The organism is Undibacterium sp. 5I1 (genome assembly GCF_034314085.1).
GTDB lineage: Bacteria > Pseudomonadota > Gammaproteobacteria > Burkholderiales > Burkholderiaceae_D > Undibacterium.
The window spans coordinates 4,492,801-4,511,657 of record NZ_JAVIWI010000001.1; the positions used below are offsets into that span (position 1 = coordinate 4,492,801).

An 18,857-nucleotide genomic window follows, 5' to 3' on the forward strand; every position below is an offset into this window, starting at 1 on the left:
GCGCTTCAATAGCGCGATAAAAACCATGCATATTCATATATTAGGTATCTGCGGCACATTTATGGGCGGTCTGGCGGTCTTGGCGAAGGAGGCCGGACATAAAGTTACTGGCTGCGACGCCAATGTCTACCCGCCGATGAGCACCCAGTTGCAAGAGCAAGGCATCGAATTGACGGAAGGTTTTGCTGCGGATCAAATCGCGCTGGAGCCGGATTTGTTTGTGATTGGTAACGTGGTCACACGCGGCAATCCGCTGATGGAAGAAATATTAAACCGCGGTTTGCCCTACATCTCTGGTCCGCAATGGATGGGCGAGCATATCTTGCGCGACAAGTGGGTACTGGCGGTAGCGGGTACACATGGCAAGACCACAACGTCGGCGATGCTGGCCTGGATACTGGAGTCTGCTGGCTATGCGCCAGGCTTTTTAATCGGGGGAGTGCCGCTCAATTTTGGTATTTCTGCCCGACTCTCCGGTTCGCAAGCCTCGGATTTTTTTGTGATTGAGGCGGATGAGTACGACACAGCGTTTTTTGATAAGCGCAGTAAATTTGTCCATTACCATGCGAAGACCGCGATTTTAAATAACCTCGAATACGACCACGCAGATATTTTTCCTGACGTGGCGGCGATCGAAACCCAGTTCCATCATTTAGTGCGCACCGTGCCCGGTGTCGGGCGCTTGATTGTGAACGGGCAGGAAGCCACTTTACAAAACGTGCTGCAACGCGGTTGCTGGAGTGAGAAAGAATTCTTTGCGACCGACGCGTCGGCAGACCAGCAAGGCTGGTTCTTGTCGCTGCAAGAAGGTGAAGATTTTGAGGTGTTTTTCAATGGTCAATCCCAAGGTGTGGTGCAGTGGCAGCTTAACGGTGCTCACAATCGTCTGAATGCTTTAGCCGCGATTGCTGCTGCACGCCATGTCGGCGTCACTCCTGCGATTGCGATTGAGGCGCTGGCGCAGTTTGTCAACGTCAAGCGCCGTATGGAAGTGCGTGGGGTTGAGGGTGGAGTTACTGTCGTTGATGATTTTGCACACCATCCTACGGCAATCACGACAACGGTTGCGGGTTTGCGTCGCAAGGTCGGCGCCGGGCGTATTTTGGCCGTACTGGAGCCGCGCTCCAACACCATGAAGTTGGGTAGTATGAAGCAAGCCTTACCCGGTAGTCTGGAGCAGGCTGATTTGGTGTTTGCCTACGCAGCTCCAACTACTTTTGCAGGAGGTAAGCCGGTGATAGGGTGGGATCTGGCAGAAACCTTGAGCCCGCTGGGCGCCAAAGCATCTGCCTTCAATGATCTGGATAAGTTGGTTAGTGCTATCGTCCAGCAAGCGCAAACGGGTGATCACATTCTGGTGATGAGCAACGGCGGTTTTGGTGGAATTCATCAAAAATTGCTGGATGCGCTGGCAAGCAAAACGGTCACCGTATGATTTTATATCTGCATGGCTTTCGCTCCTCTCCGCAATCATTTAAAGCGCGAAAAATGGCGGAATACATGCACAGCCTGGGGCGTGCAGACGAATATGTTTGTCCTCAATTGTCGGCATCGCCTTTGCTGGCGATTCAGCAGGCAGAGCAACTGATGTCAGCTTATGCTCCAGAAGATATCACCGTGATTGGCTCGTCGCTTGGTGGTTTTTACGCGACCTGGCTGGCAGAAAAATATGGCTGCAAGGCGATCTTGCTCAACCCAGCCGTCAAGCCGCCACGTGATCTGGAAAAGTATGTGGGTGTCACGACCGCTTATCACAGCGACGAGGTGTTTGAGTTTAAAGCGGAATACGTGCCGCAATTGCGCGCATACGAAGTGGCGGCAATCACACAAGCCGAGCGTTATTTTTTGCTGGCTGCGACCGGTGACGAAGTGTTGGATTGGCGCGAAATGACAGCGCATTATCCGGCTGCCAAACAAATTGTGATCGAAGGAAGTGATCATGGCATGGCGGATTTTGTCGATTATCTGGATCAGGTTTTATTGTTTTGTGACGCGGGAATCTGATCTTGGTTTACTGTGTTTGCGATCAACGATATGAGTGACGGCGGCGTGAGTAGTGCTACTTTGAACGCTACCATTTTACGTAGTCATTCGCCTGCTTTTGCCCATTGGCTATCGCATGTTAATGGTGTTCAGGCTTCCGCAAAAATGGTTGATTGGCTAACCAATCGCTCCTCGCTGACGGCCAAGCTAGTAGCCTGTTCAGAGCAATTTAGAGTACAGCGTTTGCATCAGCGTCGGGCAATTTGTCTGACAGATGAGGCGATGCAGATTGGTTTGCCGCGCCGCGCCAAAGTATATGAGCGGGAAGTGTTGTTGCGCTGCGATGGCGAGGCGGTGGTGTACGCACACACTGTGCTACCGTTGACCGCAACTGCCAGTCAGTGGCCATTATTTAGTTCGCTTGGTGAGCGCTCTTTGGGCTCAACTTTGTTTAATGATCCTTTGGTGCAGCGTGGTGATTTGACGTATGCGCGTTTGCGGAAAGCACATCCGCTGATGCGCAGAATCGCTGCCGTAGATGGATTAGATTTGGAGCAATCTGCCAGTCTCAGCCTGTTAGCGCGTCGCTCGGTATTCCGGCGCAAAGGTGGTTGTTTGTTGGTGACGGAGGTATTTTTACCTGCGATTGCTAATTTAAAGAATAGATACTAGTAGGGTGTATTTTTAATCGTCCAGAGAATCATTGGACGTTAAGTAGTATTTTTTCAGATACTCCCATAAAAATGATTATTTTGTAGAGAAAAGAAGTATTGCATGAATTTATTTTTTGAAGAATCCGGTGATTTTAAAGCGGGTAGTGTGATGTCCCAAACCGGCGAGGCATATCAGGTAGAACTCGCCAGCGGCAAGCGCAGCAAAGTGCGCGTTAAAGATGTGCTACTGCAATTTGCTTCACCCGATGCCAGCAGCTTGTTCACACAGGCAAAAACCTTGGCGGCAGAAATTGATCTGGAATTTTTATGGGAAGTCGCAGGCGAGGAGGAGTTTGGGTTTGCCGAACTTGGTGCCGAATATTTTGGGCATGCACCCAAACCGGAAGAAGCCGCAGGTCTGATCTTGGCCTTGCATGGTGCACCGGTTTATTTCTACAAAAAAGGTCGCGGTCGTTATAAGGCGGCGCCAGAGGCGTCGTTAAAAGCCGCATTGGCTGGGATAGAGAAGAAAAAGCAGCAAGCGATTATCCAGGCAGGCTATGTAGAAGAGTTAAAGCAGCATCGCTTGCCAGATGCGTTCAAATCACTGGCCTTGCAACTGCTGTTTAAGCCAGAAAAAAATGGCATCGAATATAAAGCCTTTGCCGAAGCCTGCGATGCACTGCAAATGTCGCCACAACGCTTGATGCTGGCTTGCGGTGGCGTGAAGAGCGCTAAAGATTTGCATTTCTCCAAGTTTTTGTTTGAGAACTTCCCGAAAGGTATTAGCTTCCCGCAAGCGCCTATTCCTGCCTTGCCGGTGGATTTGCCCATAGCGGATGTGCAAGCGTTTTCGATTGATGACGTGACCACGACAGAAATTGACGATGCATTTTCCGTCGTCATGCTGGCTAATGATCAAATACGTATCGGTATCCACATAGCGGCACCAGCGCTGGGCATACAACGCAATGATGCACTCGACATGATTGCGCGCTCGCGTATGTCGACCGTGTACATGCCTGGCGATAAGATCACCATGTTGCCAGATGCCTTGGTAGAGACTTATACCTTGGGCGAGGGGCAGACTCGTCCGGCGCTGTCCTTATATGTGACGCTCAATACCAGCGACTGGAGTGTGATCTCGACGGAAACCAAGTTGGAAGCCATTCCGATGGCATCCAATTTGCGCCACAATGATCTGGACGCCTTAGTCACCGAAGAGAATCTCGCCAATGATGCTGGTGACTATCCGCATAAAGCCGAGATCGCGCAGATCTGGCAATGGGCGCAAGTATTGGAAAAAGGTCGCATGGCGAAGCGCGAAGGTTTTGGTTTAAAGCCAGAACAAACCAATCGCGTCGATTTCAATTTTTATGTAGAAGATGATGTCGTATCCATCGTCCGCCGCAAGCGTGGCGCGCCTTTGGATAAGATGGTTGCCGAGCTGATGATTTTTGCCAATAGTACCTGGGGTAAATTCATGGCAGATCATGGTATCCCCGGTATTTACCGAGCGCAGGGTGGTGGCTCCGGTGGTTGGGCGGCCAAGATGCAAGTGCGCATGGTCACGCATGCTGCGCCGCATCAGGGCTTGGGCGTGGATCAATATGCCTGGAGCACTTCACCACTGCGTCGCTATACCGATTTGGTCAATCAATGGCAGATCATTGCCTGCGTCCAGCATGGTGTTACTGCGCCGCTGGTTGCGCCGTTCAAGCCAAAAGACGCCGACCTGTTTGCGATTGTGTCCGGTTTTGATGCCGCCTATGCCGCCTATGCCGATTTCCAAAATAATATGGAAAGATATTGGTGCTTGCGTTGGTTAGGGCAAGAGAACGCACGTCAGGTTGAGGCAGTCGTCTTGAAGGATGAAGTGCTGCGTCTGGTCGATATTCCATTGATTATCCGCTTGCCGGGTATGCCGCAAATGGCGCGTGGTGCACAAGTCAAACTGGATATTCTGCGTTGGGATGAAGTTGATCTCAGCGTCGAGGCGCGGGTTCTGGAAATGCTTTCCAGCGTCACCGATGAAGGTTTGGGTGAGATGGATGAGAGCGATGACGATACTGCCGCTGCGGTTGATACTGAGGTTGATACTGAAACTCAGACTGCACCAGAAAACGAATCACTGGATCAGTCTGGCAGCATCGATAACAACGCTGATACCTCAGAAGATCAGAAACTTGAAGCCGATACGGTAACGGCCGATGTAAAATCAGATCCAGATCTGGTGGCAGATAATTAATAAAAAATTAGTCAGAACCTGGAAGCTCATAGTTCTGACTAACGTAAAACAAAGCTCTTTCAAAACGACGATATTATTTGTGAAATCCATCTTAGACAATCTGATTCTCTCCATCGCTATCATGGTCTCGTTGGTATTGCATGGGACGATATTGCTACTGCATTTTGTCGCGCCACATCCGGCAGAAGTCGTGGCCGCTGACCCTGGTTTAGAAGTCATCTTGGTCAACGCCAAACACGATAAAAAGCCACTCAAAGCAGAAGCATTGGCGCAAGCCGATCTGGATGGTGGCGGCGCCAACGACAGCGGACGTGCTAAATCACCTTTGCCTGATATGCGTAAAACTGAAAACGGCGACAGCATCATGGTCGCCAAGCGCAAAGTAGAGGAATTAGAAGAGCAGCAAAAAAAATTGATGGATCAAGTCAATTTAAAAACCCGCGTCAACACACCGCCCCCAACCGACAACAAGCCAAACGACGCTAAACCGACCAGCAATGGACAAGATCATGTCGACAGCACGCAGGCGCTGGCACGCATGGCGGCTGAAATTTCGCAAAGTATAGAAGACCAGAATAAGCGCCCCCGTAAAACTTTTATTACACCCAGCACCCAGGCAGTTGGTTACGCGGTGTATTACAAGACTTTGCAAAAGCGAGTGGAAGATATTGGTACCTTGGATTTTCCGCAAAAAAACGGCAAAAAATTATATGGCGAGTTGATTGTGTACATTCCGATTTTTCAGGACGGCACTATTTATGAAAAAGATGGCGGTCCAAAAGTCGAGAAGTCATCAGGTAATCCCGCATTAGACGCCGCCGCTTTACGTATCGTCAGACGTGCAGCGCCGTTTGGTAAATTCCCACCCAATATGCGCTCGAATGATAAAGACGATTTGTGGATAGTGATCACCCGTTTTAAATTTACCCGTGACCAGCAGTTAGAAACCGAATTGCGCGGAGGTGGCAATTGATTGCTCCGTCAGTGCCCGATCGTTATGTGGTGATCGGTAATCCGATTGCGCATAGCAAATCGCCGTCTATTCATGCCAGCTTTGCGATGCAGACTGTGCAACATATCGACTATCAGCGTTTGCTGGCACCGCTAGATGGTTTTGCGGATTGTGTGCAGGCATTCCGCTCTGCGGGCGGTAAAGGTGCCAACATCACCGTGCCTTTTAAGCTGGAAGCATTTGTATTAGCCACCCAACTGACACCGCGCGCACTAGCCGCCGGCGCGGTAAATACGCTCAAGTTTGATGGTGAGGAGATCATCGGCGATAACACCGATGGACAAGGCCTGGTCACTGATATTGTGCAAAACGCAGGCATAGTATTGAAAGCGAAACGTATTTTGTTACTGGGCGCAGGCGGAGCAGCGCGCGGTGCAATTCTTCCCTTATTAGAACAACATCCGGCACAACTCATCATCGCTAATCGTAGCTTGGTACGCGCACGAGAGTTAGTCGCACTGGCACATCAGTACAATCCCGATGCCGCGAGCAATAGCAGAGTTAAGGCAGTGCCATTTGCTGACGCAGCGGGCATCTTTGATGTCGTCATCAACGCCACCTCAGCCAGTTTGCAGGACGATCTGCCGCCTGTTCCTGCCGGTGTATTTGCGTCCCATACCTTTGCCTACGACATGATGTATGGCGCGCAACCAACGACGTTTCTGCGCTATGCCGCCGGGCAAGGTGCGCAGACCAGAGATGGCTTGGGTATGCTGGTAGAACAAGCCGCCGCTGCGTTCCAGTTGTGGCGCGGCGTGCAACCAGAGACGCAGAAAATATTAGCTGATTTACGCATGGCTTTAGCTGTACCTGCACATGCAACTGCACCTGTATCGACAACAGCACCGGAGCCAACATGAAGCGCGTCCTTTTATGGCTGATCCTGTTGCCACTATTATTATTTGTGTTGTTGCAGGCGTATTTCTTATTGCAAATTTGCTGGTGGGTACATTTCAATCCCTCATCTACTAGTTTCATGCGACATCAATTAGATCTGCTACAAGAGAAAAATCCCGACGCCAAACTTCAACAGAAGTGGGTGCCGTACGCTAAGATTTCTAATAACCTAAAGCGTGCCGTGATTGCCTCAGAGGACGATACTTTTGTCGATCATGAAGGAGTCGATTGGGAAGCCTTGCAAAAGGCTTATGAGAAAAATCAGAAGAAGGGCAAGGTCGTTTCTGGTGGTTCCACCATCACCCAGCAATTGGCTAAAAATTTATTCTTGTCCGGCCAGCGCAGCTACCTGCGCAAAGGACAAGAATTAATTATTACCTACATGCTAGAACTCTGCATGGATAAAGAACGTATCTTAGAAATTTATTTAAACGTAGTGGAGTGGGGCGTCGGCGTATTCGGTGCAGAGGCAGCATCCCAGCATTATTACGGTGTGACGGCGGCGGCACTCAGCCCAACCCAGGCGGCAAGGCTGGCCGTCATGTTACCCAAGCCTAGATACTTTGATAAAAATACTGGATCCGGCTACCTGCAAAGGCGTAGTGAACTGATCTTAAGACGAATGAATTCTGCTGAACTACCATGATCAATCAAAAACAATCTGGCTCCATGAGCTTATGGACTATTTCCTTCTTAATGATGTTATTAACTGCAGTAGGCTTGAGTGTTTTATACATGGCGCGTTATGGTGAATTGCCTTTTCCACAGGCTCGGGCCAGATGGAGTAAATCAGCGAATGTGATTTCAACTGAACTAAAAAATGCCAGTGGCATGCAATCGTCCGTTAGTTCGCAAGATACAAGCAGCACGCCAAATGCCAATATGCAGCAAGCTGTAACCATAGATGCTGGTGTGCGTCGTTGCACCGTTAACGGCAAGACGGTTTATTCCGATACTTTGTGTCTGGATAATAACCCCACGACTAAAACGCTCAAGCTGCACGACAATAAGTCCGACGCACCGAAAGCCCCTGCATCAGCAGTAGACAGCAATGATCTGGCTGGACAAGATTTACGTGAAAAAGTTTTGAGTAAAATGCTGAAGTAAATTGCAGTAATACGTCGCCGAAGCTGAGCTGGAAAGCATGCCAGTTCAATTTAAAGAGATGAGTAAATAAGTCTATCAAATAGGTGTGGTGTGTTCATCTGAGCAGGTCGCTCTAGCGCGAAATGGCCCGCTACTGCCAGGAATGTTGTAGATTGTAAAACTACTATCTGGAGCAACCGCAGCATTGCGATTAAGTGCGCTAATCGTGCAAGAGGCACCAACCGATGGCTGGATCAGATTTTGCGCCTGAACAGGCAACAATTAAAGATTTAATTTTCGGACTTGATGTCTTCATTGATGGAACAAAATCTGATGTCTGTGCATGCACATTACAAGCTAGAAAACCGAGCAACGCGAAACTACAATTTTTAAACACAAGGCGGGCGATTTCCACGAGGCTTCCTTTATTTTCTTCTTTTAAATTTTTTTACTAAAACAGTAAAATCCTTATTTAAAGATTTTTGGTGAAATAACCCGCAAATTAAAAAAAATGTGGCTAAAAGTAAACCATTCAAAAATCCCCATGAATCATGCTCAGTTTCAAACATACTTGCCTTACTTGGATTGTTTTTTTCGTACCATAATTTTGTATTTATAGGATTCGTTTTTTTAAACTCTGCACATGCTTCGATGGTATCAAACCACTTGGTAGCAGTTAATTCATAACGACTAATATCATGGGGGCTAGCAGAATACTGATATGTCATAACAAGTATTGGTTTTGGCGCTCCTCCTCTGGAACCACGCGTAAAAGTTGTGCACTCAGAGGAAACTAGCTTACCTGCGCTGAGAACTGGCTGTATCAGTCTGCGCTGTGCTATCTCTCGATTGTTTTGAACAGTCGCCCAAATAAAAAAACAAGCCATTGTCGAAGCAATGAAAAAAAAGGGAGACCAAGATAATTTTGGGGCTCGACTCATGGGATCAATATCCTGGCGGATGCTTTTCCGTTAACGAACACTGGTACTTGTAAACGAATCCCCGTTACCTTTTGATTGAATGCAACCAGATCGCCTTGCATATAAACATTGATGTAGGAATTGATATCAAAATTCGGATCGCTAGGAGTGCGATTCGAAATAACTTGACCACTATAACCAGCCTTAGTAACGCCGCTATTTGAATCGCTAATCAGCAGCGCCCCATCTTCACTGACAGTGGCTCTACCCATTGCGACAAACGTTGCGAGATCGTGATCCCATTGGTAGATTTCCCGCGTTTCACCTGGCTTCAAGTTAATACTATTGGGGATTTTGACCTGAATCGGCGGATCAAATCGAGTGCCGCTCGGTTGTATTGTCCAAGCAGGTGCCATGAATCCGCTGTATCCACTAGGAGGTACCATTGGCAACTTGTCTTGTTGAACAGGGCTGACCACCAATGGACCGACTTTGGAACCATCTGGAAACGTCACACTGTTGGCTTTAACCACCATCTCAAATCCCTCAAACCCCGGTATCTTGAGGGTGACATCCTGATCTCCACCCACAATTTTGGCTTGACTCATCAGCAGAGGTGGTAAGTAGATTGCATGCGGCAATACGTTATTTTGTCCGCGAACGGCCAATGCTTCAAAGTGCAGCGCAGGATATTGATTCGTTTTTATATCTGCTGTTCTTCCATCAATAAACAGGTCTAGTTTGCCGGGTGGTACCTGATCGTCGAAGTGGAAAAATCCGGTGGCGTCCGTTGTAACATCTAGACTGGTTCTACCAATCGAAACACGAACACCCGACAATGGCGTACCTGTATGGTTGAGGACTTTGCCACTGAACTGGGTAGGACCGTCTTGTTGTTGCAGTACTTGGATTTGATAGGTGGCGCCGCTTATATTGGTTTGCGTTAGCGGATTCATTGCTTGTGCCGTGACTAGCACCAAACCTGCTTGCGTACCCGTAACTGGACGCGCTGCCGCCATACCATTTTTGTCCGTGCTGAGTGTCAGTGTTTTATTCTTATTGCCATTTGCATCTATAAAAATGGCATCGCCCTCTTCTATCGTAAAAACTACGCTGGCGTTAGGCAGGCGGTTTTCTTCGCTGTCAGTCACTATCACTGATAACGCTTCCAGAATACTGGCATTGGTTTCACCGTACTGATTCACACCGGCATCAGCGCGAACAAACGCAGGAATACCTTTTTCTGCTGTGGCAGTAAAGACGACATCTTCAGCGATGGATCTAAAAACCGCTCGTGCTCTCATTAACTGCAAATAAAACCGTGCGTGAAACCAACCGTAAAATAGGGAGAAATATGATTCATGATGGATCAAAAACACGTGGTAAGTTCCGGCCGCCATAGGCAACGCGCTCGATTCGTACGACGTTCCCCATGATACGGAATAAGATTGCATAATTTCCCACTGTAGCCATGCGAGCGTCTTCGCCAATGTCCGGGCGTAGTTGGTAAATTAACGGTTCGCGCTGGATCTGATAAAACTTTCCGCGAATGTCGTGGATGAATGTTACCGCGCGCCTCGGATTGTCTTGCGCGATAAAATCAGCAATAACATCCAGATCTCCTTCGATGTAGCGTGATAGTTCTATTTGCATCAATTAGACGAATCCGCAGCGTTGGCGATTGCCTGGTACTTGCGCTCAAGTCGGTTCAATACCTCGTCAGCCGAGATGCCTGGTGTCTTGTCGCTTAAGGCTTCCTGCCAGACCCCGCGAAGCTCGGCAATGCCTTGCATGCGCAAACTGCGTTTGTGCGCCCAGTCTCGCAAGGCGTCACGAATCACTTCGCTGCTCGATGCGTATTCACCGGTCGCGACGGCGGTACGCACGATGTGCACCATTTCTGGCGGTAGGGCAATACTTATTTTCTCTGCGTTAGTCGTCATCGAAGCACCTTTTATGCAAGTGGTATGAATAATTCCTACCATAGTAGCGAATCTGAAGAAATTGGTAAAATTAAATAGATGATCCCGCCAAGGCTGTTTCACTAAAAGCCACATTGGTGGATATTGCAAACACCGCGCATTTAACCGAGATTCTCCAATAGACCGCTAGCACTTCGCAAAAAACGCAGACGGCATGCGGTGTTCAGAGTGATAGCACCACCGCGATTTGAGTGGGAGCGCTACAGCGACAATTGTACGTTTGGCGAACTGCCTGGCGTTGCTCCTTCTGGCAAGAGGCAGCTTGCGTCGTCGTTGCGTCTAGCAAGTCAGTCCGCGATAGGCACACTTGCAGCTGTTCCAATGGAAAATCTGGGTTTAATGGAAAATTTCGGTGTAACGTCCCATGCGGCGCTGCGCTCCTTTGCCACTATATCGCCACTACTCCAACTCCCGTCGCTCCGGCAATTCCTAAATTAGTCAGAGTCAGCATCTCTTCAGCAGAGCCAACACCTTCAGCGAATACCTGGATATCGATACGATTCAAGATATTTGCCATGCCTTTGATAAATGCCTGGTTACTGGCATTGGCGTGAATGTTGCGGATAAAGCTGGCATCAATTTTCAGGTAATCCAGTTTAATGTCGTGGATCAAATTCATACGGCTGAGTTGATGGCCGGCGTGTTTGAAGCCAATTTTGCAGCCATAAGGATGGACGATTTGTTCAAAAATTCTAAAGGCATCCAGATGGTTGAAGACGCCATTTTCTGGAATCTCCAGCCATAAGCGCTTGCATAGTTCTGTGTTGTTTTTCAACAGCGTTTGTACTGCTGCACGGAATGTCGTATCCCGGATTGATAATGCGGATAAATTGACGGCAACCCCCGCCAAACTTGGATTTTTTCTTAACTCGTTTAAGCCCAGATTCATCGCCGCGAGGTCTAACTGTGTGCTCAAACCCAAGCGTTCTGCAACGGGTAAAAAACGTCCCGCTGCAAACCAGATATCATCAAACATCAAGCGTAAAGCTGATTCCTGATGGACGATGTTTTGCTGGAAATCCACTACAGGAAATAGCGCGATCTTGACTTTCTCTTGCTGTAAGGCTTGCTGGATTAAGTTAGTCCATTCTTCTTTAGTTTTCGGTGCCTGCGTGATGTCTAAAGGCAGCGCACGATGGGTGCCGCTGATACCTGTGCTTTCTACGCTGGCGACGGCGCTGTCGATTTGGGATAAGAGTTTGCCAGAGCTGATGCCAAAATTAAACTCACCATAGCCGACGCAAATTGTGTAGGAGTTTTCGGCGACTGCGTTGACCGTATCTTGTATCCGTTTCAGTAGGGTCGTTGCCAGCGGCTCGGCATTACTTTCCCTGCACAGTATTGCAAAGTCCGAGCCGTTTAAGCGGGCGGCAAATCCTTCCTGTAATCCCGATAAGCTATCCGTCAATTGTCCACCGATTGTTCTTAACAAGGAATCTGTCTTCTCGCGTCCCAGTTGTTGATTGAGTTGTGAAAAATTCGCCAGTCGCATCAGTATCAGACTACCAGTTGCGGTATGTTCTTCTTCGATCATGACTTGCAGGCGCGCCATAAAATGCGAACGATTCGCTAGGCCTGTGATGGCGTCGGTATTGGCTTCGCGTTGCAATGCATCCAGTCGGGACGCTTCTTCTGCGAACATGGATTTGAGTAAATTGACGGAGGCATTCATCGCTATCGTGAGCTGGCGAAGTTCTGGCACATCGGATTCTGGCGTGGTGACAAAGCGTCTTTCAGATAATGCATTAGCTTGTTCAATCACGGTATCTAAAGGCCGCTTCAAGCGGCGCAAAATACGGGTGCCGAGGTAGCCAGAAATCAAACCGGCCAGCCCAATCGCTGCCAGCATTTTGCAGGAAGAATCCCATAGCGCTTGATAAGCAAAACCACTTTGCGTGACGATAGAAATGGTGCCGACTTGTTTCCAACCATTGCTGATTTGTGCCTGACCGGGGAATGAGCTGATCGGGAATAACCGGATAAACCAGTTCGGAACACTTGCTCGCTCGGGTTCTGCAACGCGTTCAACCAGCTTTTTTCCTTCTGGATTAATGATGCTGATATTTTCGTAATAGCCGCGATCAAATAAAGCTGTGACGATCAGTTCCAGCTCAACGGTATCGATGTTTTTTTGATTCAGTGATAAGGCTAAGACGCTGGCGTTATCGGCATTTTTCATGCGTAACTGTTCATTTAGATAGGCTCGTGAACTCAGCGTGGAGGCAAGCAAACTTCCTACCGATGCCAGCACGGTACTGAGGATAATGGCGAGCCAGAGTTGACGATACATGGACATAAATTTTTCTTTAAAAACCTTCTCGTTTGGCACGTTCTAACAGATCTTGCCAGCGCGATAGCCGACTAGTGCCGCCGGCACCAGGTTTGGTATTACCTGCAACGCCCGAGTAAATCCCTTGACTGTTAAAGCTGAAGATCGGGATTAAGTCCGGTCGGCGTGATGCTGGACGGATATCGTTGACCAGGCTGTCAAGTATCAATGGCTCGGCGCTACTTGATGGGTAGTAAGCGAGGATCATGTGCGCCTGTTGTGTGCTAGTGCCATCGGCATTGGTGATTTTTGCTTTGACGTAAATCAGGCGTAACTGATTTTCGGGTACGTTCATGTTCAGCAGGGTGAAGTACTTGGCGATGACGTAGTCTTCACAATCGCCTTTTTCTTTCGATAAAAGTTCCATTGGCGTCGCCCAATAATCCTCAACACCCCAGACTTCCTGATCCTCGGTATAAGTGATTTTTTGATTGAAAAAATCATTCACTTTTTCTAATTTGGCACTGGTCGCAAGCGCCATGTTTGTCTGAATCAGGTTGCGCCATTCCAGCAGCAGTTGCTGGTTGCCACCCATGGCGCGTAGCGTAGATTGCAGTCGCGGAAAATCAAGGGCACTCACCGTCAGCAACACACTGCAAGCGAGCAACAGCAATGCTAGTTTGCAGAGGGTATGTGGGAACGTGCTGCGTAGAGACAAATGGTTGGCCCAAGGTTGAGAGACTTATATGAGGTTTTCTATATCAAGCACTGAAGAATTTTGTACAAAATGCGAAGGACCTATCTAGCGTCATTTAAATATACTCCCCATTATTTTTTCTAAAAATGCCTTATTGTCCAGTAAATATATGGACAACTAATAAATACATACTAGGAGTATATATTTAATCTATTGTGTAATGCAGATTGACGCGAGACTTAATTTTTTTGTCGACACAAAAGGGGATTCTCGGTTTAACTCAAATTTCCCTTTGTGAGTGTAACGCGTGGGGGTTAAAACCTCACCTACATATCCACATCGAATTACTAGCTTTTAGTAGACAAAATAAACTAATACTTCATTGCTGTCTCGATGTCATTTGCTACAGATCGCGGCAAATAAACAGCTTAAAAATAATATTGCCCAAATAACTCCCCAGCGCAATGCTGCGGTTTTATTCGGCATAACAATTGTTAATATCATCATGCCCAAGGATATCTGCACACCGCCCATCCATTGGGCAGTCAATCCATCCGCGCTAAAGAGTTGGCCGCGTTTAGTAGTACCCGCAAAATGACCAGAAAAAATCGCCAGTAAACCTAAACCCAGCATTACAGCAGCGAATAAGCCTGTAATGACATAGACAATACGCTTTTGGCGTGTTTGTTCCTGGATTTTTAGGTTTTCAGGATGCTGCATGAACCTAGTCCTCTTTTTATTTTAGTGTTCTGTTTTATATTAACTTTATTCAGTTTGCTAAACAAAGGCTGTAACCTCGGAGGCCATTACTTCGCTAGTTCCGCAAACGCTTTTTTCGCCGCAGCAATCGTCTCAGCGATGACCGCATCGTCATGTTGTGCTGACACAAAGCCTGCTTCAAAAGCTGACGGTGCCAGGTAGACGCCGGCGTCCAACATCAGATGGAAGAAGCGGTTGAAGCGGTTTTTATCGCTGGCCATCATCGCAGCATAAGTCGTTGGAACCTCGGCGGCGAAGTAAAGGCCGAACATGCCGCCCTCTGAATCTGCACAAAATGAGATGCCTGCTTCGTTCGCCGCAGCGCTTAAACCTTCCACTAATTTGCGGGTTTGCGCGGTCAGATTTTCATAGAAGCCAAGCTCTTGTACCAGTTTGAGTGTAGTCATGCCGGCAGCTACAGCAACCGGATTGCCAGACAAAGTGCCTGCCTGATAAACGCCGCCGATAGGTGCCATGTGTTGCATTAAATCCGCGCGTCCACCAAACGCCGCCACCGGCAACCCGCCGCCAATGACTTTGCCTAAGGCCGTGATGTCTGCGTTAATGCCGTACAGCGCTTGTGCGCCGCCCAAGCCAACACGGAAGCCGCACATGACTTCATCAAAAATTAATACGCTGCCGTATTCAGTGCACAGGCGACGCATGGTTTGTAAAAATGCTGGCGTGGCTTTGATCAGATTCATGTTGCCTGCAATCGGCTCAACGATCACACAGGCGATGTCTTTGCCGTAGGCTTTGAAGGCGTCTTCCAGTTGTTGCGGATTGTTGTAGTCGAGCACCAAGGTGTGTTTGGTGAAATCCTCTGGTACCCCGGCGGAAGTCGGATTGCCGAAGGTGAGCAGGCCGCTGCCGGCTTTTACCAAAAGTGAATCGGCATGACCGTGATAGCAACCTTCAAACTTAATAATCTTATCGCGCTTGGTCGCACCGCGAGCCAGACGCAATGCGCTCATCGTTGCCTCGGTACCGCTGGAGACCAGTCGCACTTGTTCTATTGAGGGCACGAGGCGACAGATTTCTTCTGCCATCTCGATTTCGCCTTCGGTTGGCGCACCAAAGCTTAGCCCGCGTGTGGCAGCTTCTTGTACTGCTTTGACGACAGCCGGGTGTGCGTGACCAAGGATGGCGGGTCCCCAGGAGCCGATGTAGTCGATATAGCGTTGATCTTCCGCATCCCAAAAATAGGGGCCCTCTGCACGTTTGATAAAGCGCGGTGTACCGCCTACGGATTTGAACGCACGCACCGGCGAGTTAACGCCGCCGGGAGTGGTTTTTTGTGCGCGTAAAAAAAGACTGTCGTTGGTATTTGTCATAGTTGCGTAAAAAGATGAATGGGGTGTAATGAGGTTAGCGGCGATTACTGTAAAAAAATATTTAATTTGAGTAATGTGAGGTAAGCGTCCAGCAATTAAAAAAAATGGTGAGCCAGTAAAATCCAGACGCTGGGAAGTTATCGCAAGACCTCAGAAAGGTATAGCAAGACCCCAGATTATTCAGGCTCTTTTGCCCAAAAATAACGATCTGGAATTAACCTGCCCATACCCAGCCGTTGGGCGTGACTAATGGCAGCTAGCGTAAATTCTTGGGCTTCTAAAACTGCCTCGGGGATTTCAAGTCCGTTTGCCAATAAGGCGGCAATACTGGCAGACAAAGTTGTTCCTGCGCCAACGTGTGAGCCAGTGATTCTCTGCCAACGATCATTACGGACGACGCCTGCTTCGTTAAACAAAATATTGGCTACTTCATTGGTCGTGGTCGGTGTGCCGGTGACAAACACGTATTCACAACCGGATTCGATCAAGGTCATAACATCGGCCAGCATCTCATCGTCGATATTAGTTTCGGTATTTGAATTACCGGATTCATCGGATTCGCTTACTTCATTTGGTTCACGCCAGGTTTCTGCTAAACGAGATAGCTCTACTGCGGAGATCAGTAGTACGGTCGCTTGAGGTATCAACAATTCACGTATGGCCAATAACAGATCTTCAGCTTCCGGGTCGTCTGGCATGCCAGAATTAAACGGATCAAGTACCAATGGCAAAGCGGGATAATCAGACACGATCTCCGCAATGACGGTGACATTTTCTACGCTGGCGATTTGGCCGACTTTAAACGCGACAACTGGCATGTCCTCCAAAATCGTCCGGGCCTGGTCAACAACCAGATCGGCTTCCATCGGGTGAACATCGTCAATTTGAGAGGTGTCTCCAACCAGAATCGCAGTGATCACGGGCAAGCCGTGGCAGCCCATCGCTGCAAATGAGGCTAAATCTGCTTGGATGCCGATACCAGACACGGGATCCGAGGCACCAAACGTAAGAATGAGAGGAGAAATTTGGTTTTGCACGGTGGGTAGATTAATATAGGCGACTTTGTGGAGATGATTGCACGATATTCTGTACTCGTGGCGCGTATTTGGCGTGCTTAAGTAGCAAAAAATTCGTACGATAGTCTCTGTATTTTACTTGATTGAAGGGTTTTGGTCGTGAGCGATAAACAAACAACAACTGCAGAATTTAAGACTTGGATGTGCCTGATTTGTGGTTGGGTGTATGACGAAGAAGCCGGTTTGCCCGACGAGGGCATAGCGCCCGGAACACGTTGGGACGATGTGCCGATGAACTGGACTTGCCCTGAATGTGGCGCCCGTAAAGAAGATTTCGAAATGGTGGCGATGTAAGATAGTTAAAATTTAATTTTATTGCTTAAAAGATAAATTTCTGAATCATTTGACGCCGGTTGTTGCAGTTGAATGTTTATTCATGGAAAAAGTGTCGCAAGTTTCTTATTTTTTGTTACAGTGTTAGATGATTTTTAACGCAGTTTATTAGAGATAATCTTATGTCAACCTTGACAGGTAATGAAAGCTTGAAAATTATGGTGATCGACGACAGCAGCACGATTCGTCGGTCGGCAGAGATTTTTTTGGGGCAAGTGGGTTATAAAGTGGTTTTAGCGGAAGACGGCTTTGATGCGCTGGCTAAAATTAATGATTCACACCCTGATTTAATTTTTTGCGACATTTTAATGCCAAGACTGGATGGTTATCAGACTTGCGCATTGATCAAAAAAAGTGCCAGATTCCGCGACACGCCCGTTATCATGCTGTCTTCTAAAGACGGTTTGTTTGATCGGGCGCGCGGCGCTATGGTGGGGTCGGATGAATATCTTACCAAACCGTTTACTAAAGACAGTTTGCTCAAGACAGTTCGTAATTACACATCCGGCACGCCATCCAAATGATTTCAAAGTAAGAATATTGAGGTAGAAATAAAATGGCTATACAAAAAATTCTGGTAGTGGACGATTCTCCAACTGAGCGTTATTTCTTGACTGATATTCTGGTCAAAAATGGCTTCTCGGTTTCTACCGCAGAAAACGGCGAAGAAGCGTTGACAAAAATTAAGGCAGACAAGCCACAACTGATTTTAATGGATGTAGTGATGCCAGGTCAAAATGGTTTTCAGATCACGCGCGCAATTGCCCGCGATCCTGAGACACAAGACGTCCCAGTGATCATTTGCACTAGTAAAAATCAAGAAACCGATCGCATTTGGGGTTTGCGCCAAGGCGCGCGTGACTATTTGGTAAAACCTATCGACCCACAAGAGTTATTGGCGAAAATCGCCGCTCTTGGTTAATCGTTCACGTTATTGAACTTTTCCGATAATCACCTCAGAAATTTATGGACCAAACTCCTCGCGACATAGACCCGCCTGCAGCGGTGACACGCTTAGATGGTGTAAGACCCGATAAGGCCTTACGCCGTACCCGTTTGCGGGAGTTTCAGGCACAGCTAGTCGAGCGCATGCAAGCGGCGCAGACTGGTACTCGCCTCAGTGCTAGTCAGCTCGGTGTGATGATAGGTCAAGTGCGTTATTTATTAGATCTGCGAGAGGCGGGTGAAATCGTGTCCGCCGGATCGATGACCAAGGTGCCGCTGACTAAAGACTGGTATCTCGGGTTGTCAAACATACGCGGTAGCTTGACCAGTGTTGTCGATCTCGCGCGCTTTGAAGGTCGTGATGTTACAAATGTAGATAACAGTTGCCGCGTAGTCGCTTTTGCACCTAGCTTATCTTTCAATAGCGGGCTATTAGTGTCACAAGTGTTGGGCTTGCGCAACGCTACTGATATGGAAGAGCAACTGGTATTAGATAATGGTGGTGAACCCGGCGATAAACCATGGGTAGTAAAGAAATATCGTGACAAAGATGCAAATGTCTGGATCTCGCTGAGTCTTGCTGCCTTGGTCCAGAGCCAAGAATTTCTGCAGGTTGGTTTGTAATTTTGTAATTCGTCAGCTCTCATAAAGTATAGCTGGCCG

At 48.1% G+C, this 18,857-nt stretch carries 22 protein-coding genes; 12 read left to right on the plus strand and 10 right to left on the minus strand.

Translation table 11 applies throughout. The features are described 5' to 3' along the window. Positions 1-25: 25 nt before the first annotated feature. From mpl to RGU72_RS19650, 8 genes are all read left to right on the plus strand, one after another. A complete protein-coding gene (mpl, locus tag RGU72_RS19615) occupies positions 26-1,435 on the plus strand; it encodes a UDP-N-acetylmuramate:L-alanyl-gamma-D-glutamyl-meso-diaminopimelate ligase (protein WP_322121349.1) in 1,410 nt (469 codons plus the stop codon). Continuing rightward, on the plus strand, positions 1,432-2,004 hold the full coding sequence (locus tag RGU72_RS19620) for a YqiA/YcfP family alpha/beta fold hydrolase (protein WP_322121350.1): 573 nt from the start codon (positions 1,432-1,434) through the stop codon (positions 2,002-2,004). Before mpl ends, RGU72_RS19620 begins: the two co-directional genes overlap by 4 nt. A gap of 12 nt (positions 2,005-2,016) precedes the next feature. Continuing rightward, positions 2,017-2,655: a chorismate--pyruvate lyase family protein gene (locus tag RGU72_RS19625; protein ID WP_322121351.1), complete on the plus strand. Its 639-nt coding sequence runs from the start codon at positions 2,017-2,019 to the stop codon at positions 2,653-2,655. A gap of 102 nt (positions 2,656-2,757) precedes the next feature. After that, positions 2,758-4,884, plus strand: coding sequence for a ribonuclease catalytic domain-containing protein (locus tag RGU72_RS19630; RefSeq protein ID WP_322121352.1), 2,127 nt, complete (start codon positions 2,758-2,760; stop codon positions 4,882-4,884). Between the two features lie 79 nt (positions 4,885-4,963). After that, positions 4,964-5,857 carry a TonB family protein gene (locus tag RGU72_RS19635; protein ID WP_416200139.1) on the plus strand — a complete coding sequence of 298 codons (894 nt, stop codon included), beginning with the start codon at positions 4,964-4,966 and terminating at the stop codon, positions 5,855-5,857. Next, positions 5,857-6,756 carry a shikimate dehydrogenase gene (aroE, locus tag RGU72_RS19640; RefSeq protein ID WP_416200169.1) on the plus strand — a complete coding sequence of 300 codons (900 nt, stop codon included), beginning with the start codon at positions 5,857-5,859 and terminating at the stop codon, positions 6,754-6,756. Before RGU72_RS19635 ends, aroE begins: the two co-directional genes overlap by 1 nt. After that, positions 6,753-7,439 (plus strand): monofunctional biosynthetic peptidoglycan transglycosylase, encoded by a 687-nt coding sequence (gene mtgA, locus RGU72_RS19645; RefSeq protein ID WP_322121354.1) that lies wholly within the window; start codon positions 6,753-6,755, stop codon positions 7,437-7,439. Before aroE ends, mtgA begins: the two co-directional genes overlap by 4 nt. Next, positions 7,436-7,900 carry a hypothetical protein gene (locus RGU72_RS19650; RefSeq protein WP_322121355.1) on the plus strand — a complete coding sequence of 155 codons (465 nt, stop codon included), beginning with the start codon at positions 7,436-7,438 and terminating at the stop codon, positions 7,898-7,900. The genes mtgA and RGU72_RS19650 overlap by 4 nt, the downstream gene beginning before the upstream one ends. A gap of 199 nt (positions 7,901-8,099) precedes the next feature. On the opposite strand, the gene RGU72_RS19655 is transcribed toward RGU72_RS19650, so the two are convergent. The 10 genes from RGU72_RS19655 to RGU72_RS19700 form a co-directional block, all read right to left on the minus strand. Beyond that, a complete protein-coding gene (locus RGU72_RS19655) occupies positions 8,100-8,294 on the minus strand; it encodes a hypothetical protein (RefSeq protein WP_322121356.1) in 195 nt (64 codons plus the stop codon). Between the two features lie 10 nt (positions 8,295-8,304). Then, complete coding sequence (locus RGU72_RS19660; protein ID WP_322121357.1) at positions 8,305-8,820, minus strand: hypothetical protein; 516 nt, start codon at positions 8,818-8,820, stop codon at positions 8,305-8,307. Continuing rightward, positions 8,817-10,112, minus strand: a complete 1,296-nt coding sequence (locus RGU72_RS19665; protein WP_322121358.1) for a hypothetical protein — start codon at positions 10,110-10,112, stop codon at positions 8,817-8,819. The genes RGU72_RS19660 and RGU72_RS19665 overlap by 4 nt, the downstream gene beginning before the upstream one ends. A 46-nt stretch (positions 10,113-10,158) precedes the next feature. Beyond that, positions 10,159-10,452, minus strand: coding sequence for a type II toxin-antitoxin system RelE/ParE family toxin (locus tag RGU72_RS19670; protein WP_322121359.1), 294 nt, complete (start codon positions 10,450-10,452; stop codon positions 10,159-10,161). Further along, positions 10,452-10,742, minus strand: coding sequence for a type II toxin-antitoxin system ParD family antitoxin (locus RGU72_RS19675; protein ID WP_322121360.1), 291 nt, complete (start codon positions 10,740-10,742; stop codon positions 10,452-10,454). The genes RGU72_RS19670 and RGU72_RS19675 overlap by 1 nt, the downstream gene beginning before the upstream one ends. Positions 10,743-11,169: 427 nt before the next feature. Beyond that, on the minus strand, positions 11,170-13,077 hold the full coding sequence (locus RGU72_RS19680) for an EAL domain-containing protein (protein ID WP_322121361.1): 1,908 nt from the start codon (positions 13,075-13,077) through the stop codon (positions 11,170-11,172). Between the two features lie 10 nt (positions 13,078-13,087). Further along, positions 13,088-13,768, minus strand: a complete 681-nt coding sequence (locus tag RGU72_RS19685; protein ID WP_322121362.1) for a transglutaminase-like cysteine peptidase — start codon at positions 13,766-13,768, stop codon at positions 13,088-13,090. A gap of 375 nt (positions 13,769-14,143) precedes the next feature. Beyond that, on the minus strand, positions 14,144-14,467 hold the full coding sequence (locus RGU72_RS19690; RefSeq protein ID WP_322121363.1) for a hypothetical protein: 324 nt from the start codon (positions 14,465-14,467) through the stop codon (positions 14,144-14,146). A gap of 86 nt (positions 14,468-14,553) precedes the next feature. Beyond that, positions 14,554-15,840: a glutamate-1-semialdehyde 2,1-aminomutase gene (hemL, locus tag RGU72_RS19695; protein ID WP_322121364.1), complete on the minus strand. Its 1,287-nt coding sequence runs from the start codon at positions 15,838-15,840 to the stop codon at positions 14,554-14,556. Between the two features lie 176 nt (positions 15,841-16,016). After that, positions 16,017-16,877, minus strand: coding sequence for a hydroxymethylpyrimidine/phosphomethylpyrimidine kinase (locus RGU72_RS19700; protein ID WP_322121365.1), 861 nt, complete (start codon positions 16,875-16,877; stop codon positions 16,017-16,019). A 180-nt stretch (positions 16,878-17,057) separates the two neighbouring features. Between RGU72_RS19700 and RGU72_RS19705 the strand changes: the two genes are divergently transcribed. The 4 genes from RGU72_RS19705 (at position 17,058) to RGU72_RS19720 (ending at position 18,818) form a co-directional block, all read left to right on the plus strand. After that, positions 17,058-17,210, plus strand: a complete 153-nt coding sequence (locus RGU72_RS19705) for a rubredoxin (protein WP_322121697.1) — start codon at positions 17,058-17,060, stop codon at positions 17,208-17,210. A gap of 161 nt (positions 17,211-17,371) precedes the next feature. After that, positions 17,372-17,773 (plus strand): response regulator, encoded by a 402-nt coding sequence (locus tag RGU72_RS19710; protein ID WP_322121366.1) that lies wholly within the window; start codon positions 17,372-17,374, stop codon positions 17,771-17,773. A 32-nt stretch (positions 17,774-17,805) separates the two neighbouring features. After that, entirely contained in the window at positions 17,806-18,171 is a 366-nt protein-coding gene (locus RGU72_RS19715) for a response regulator transcription factor (protein ID WP_262837714.1), read from the plus strand. 44 nt (positions 18,172-18,215) lie between these two features. Beyond that, complete coding sequence (locus RGU72_RS19720) at positions 18,216-18,818, plus strand: chemotaxis protein CheW (RefSeq protein WP_322121367.1); 603 nt, start codon at positions 18,216-18,218, stop codon at positions 18,816-18,818. Positions 18,819-18,857 lie beyond the last annotated feature (39 nt).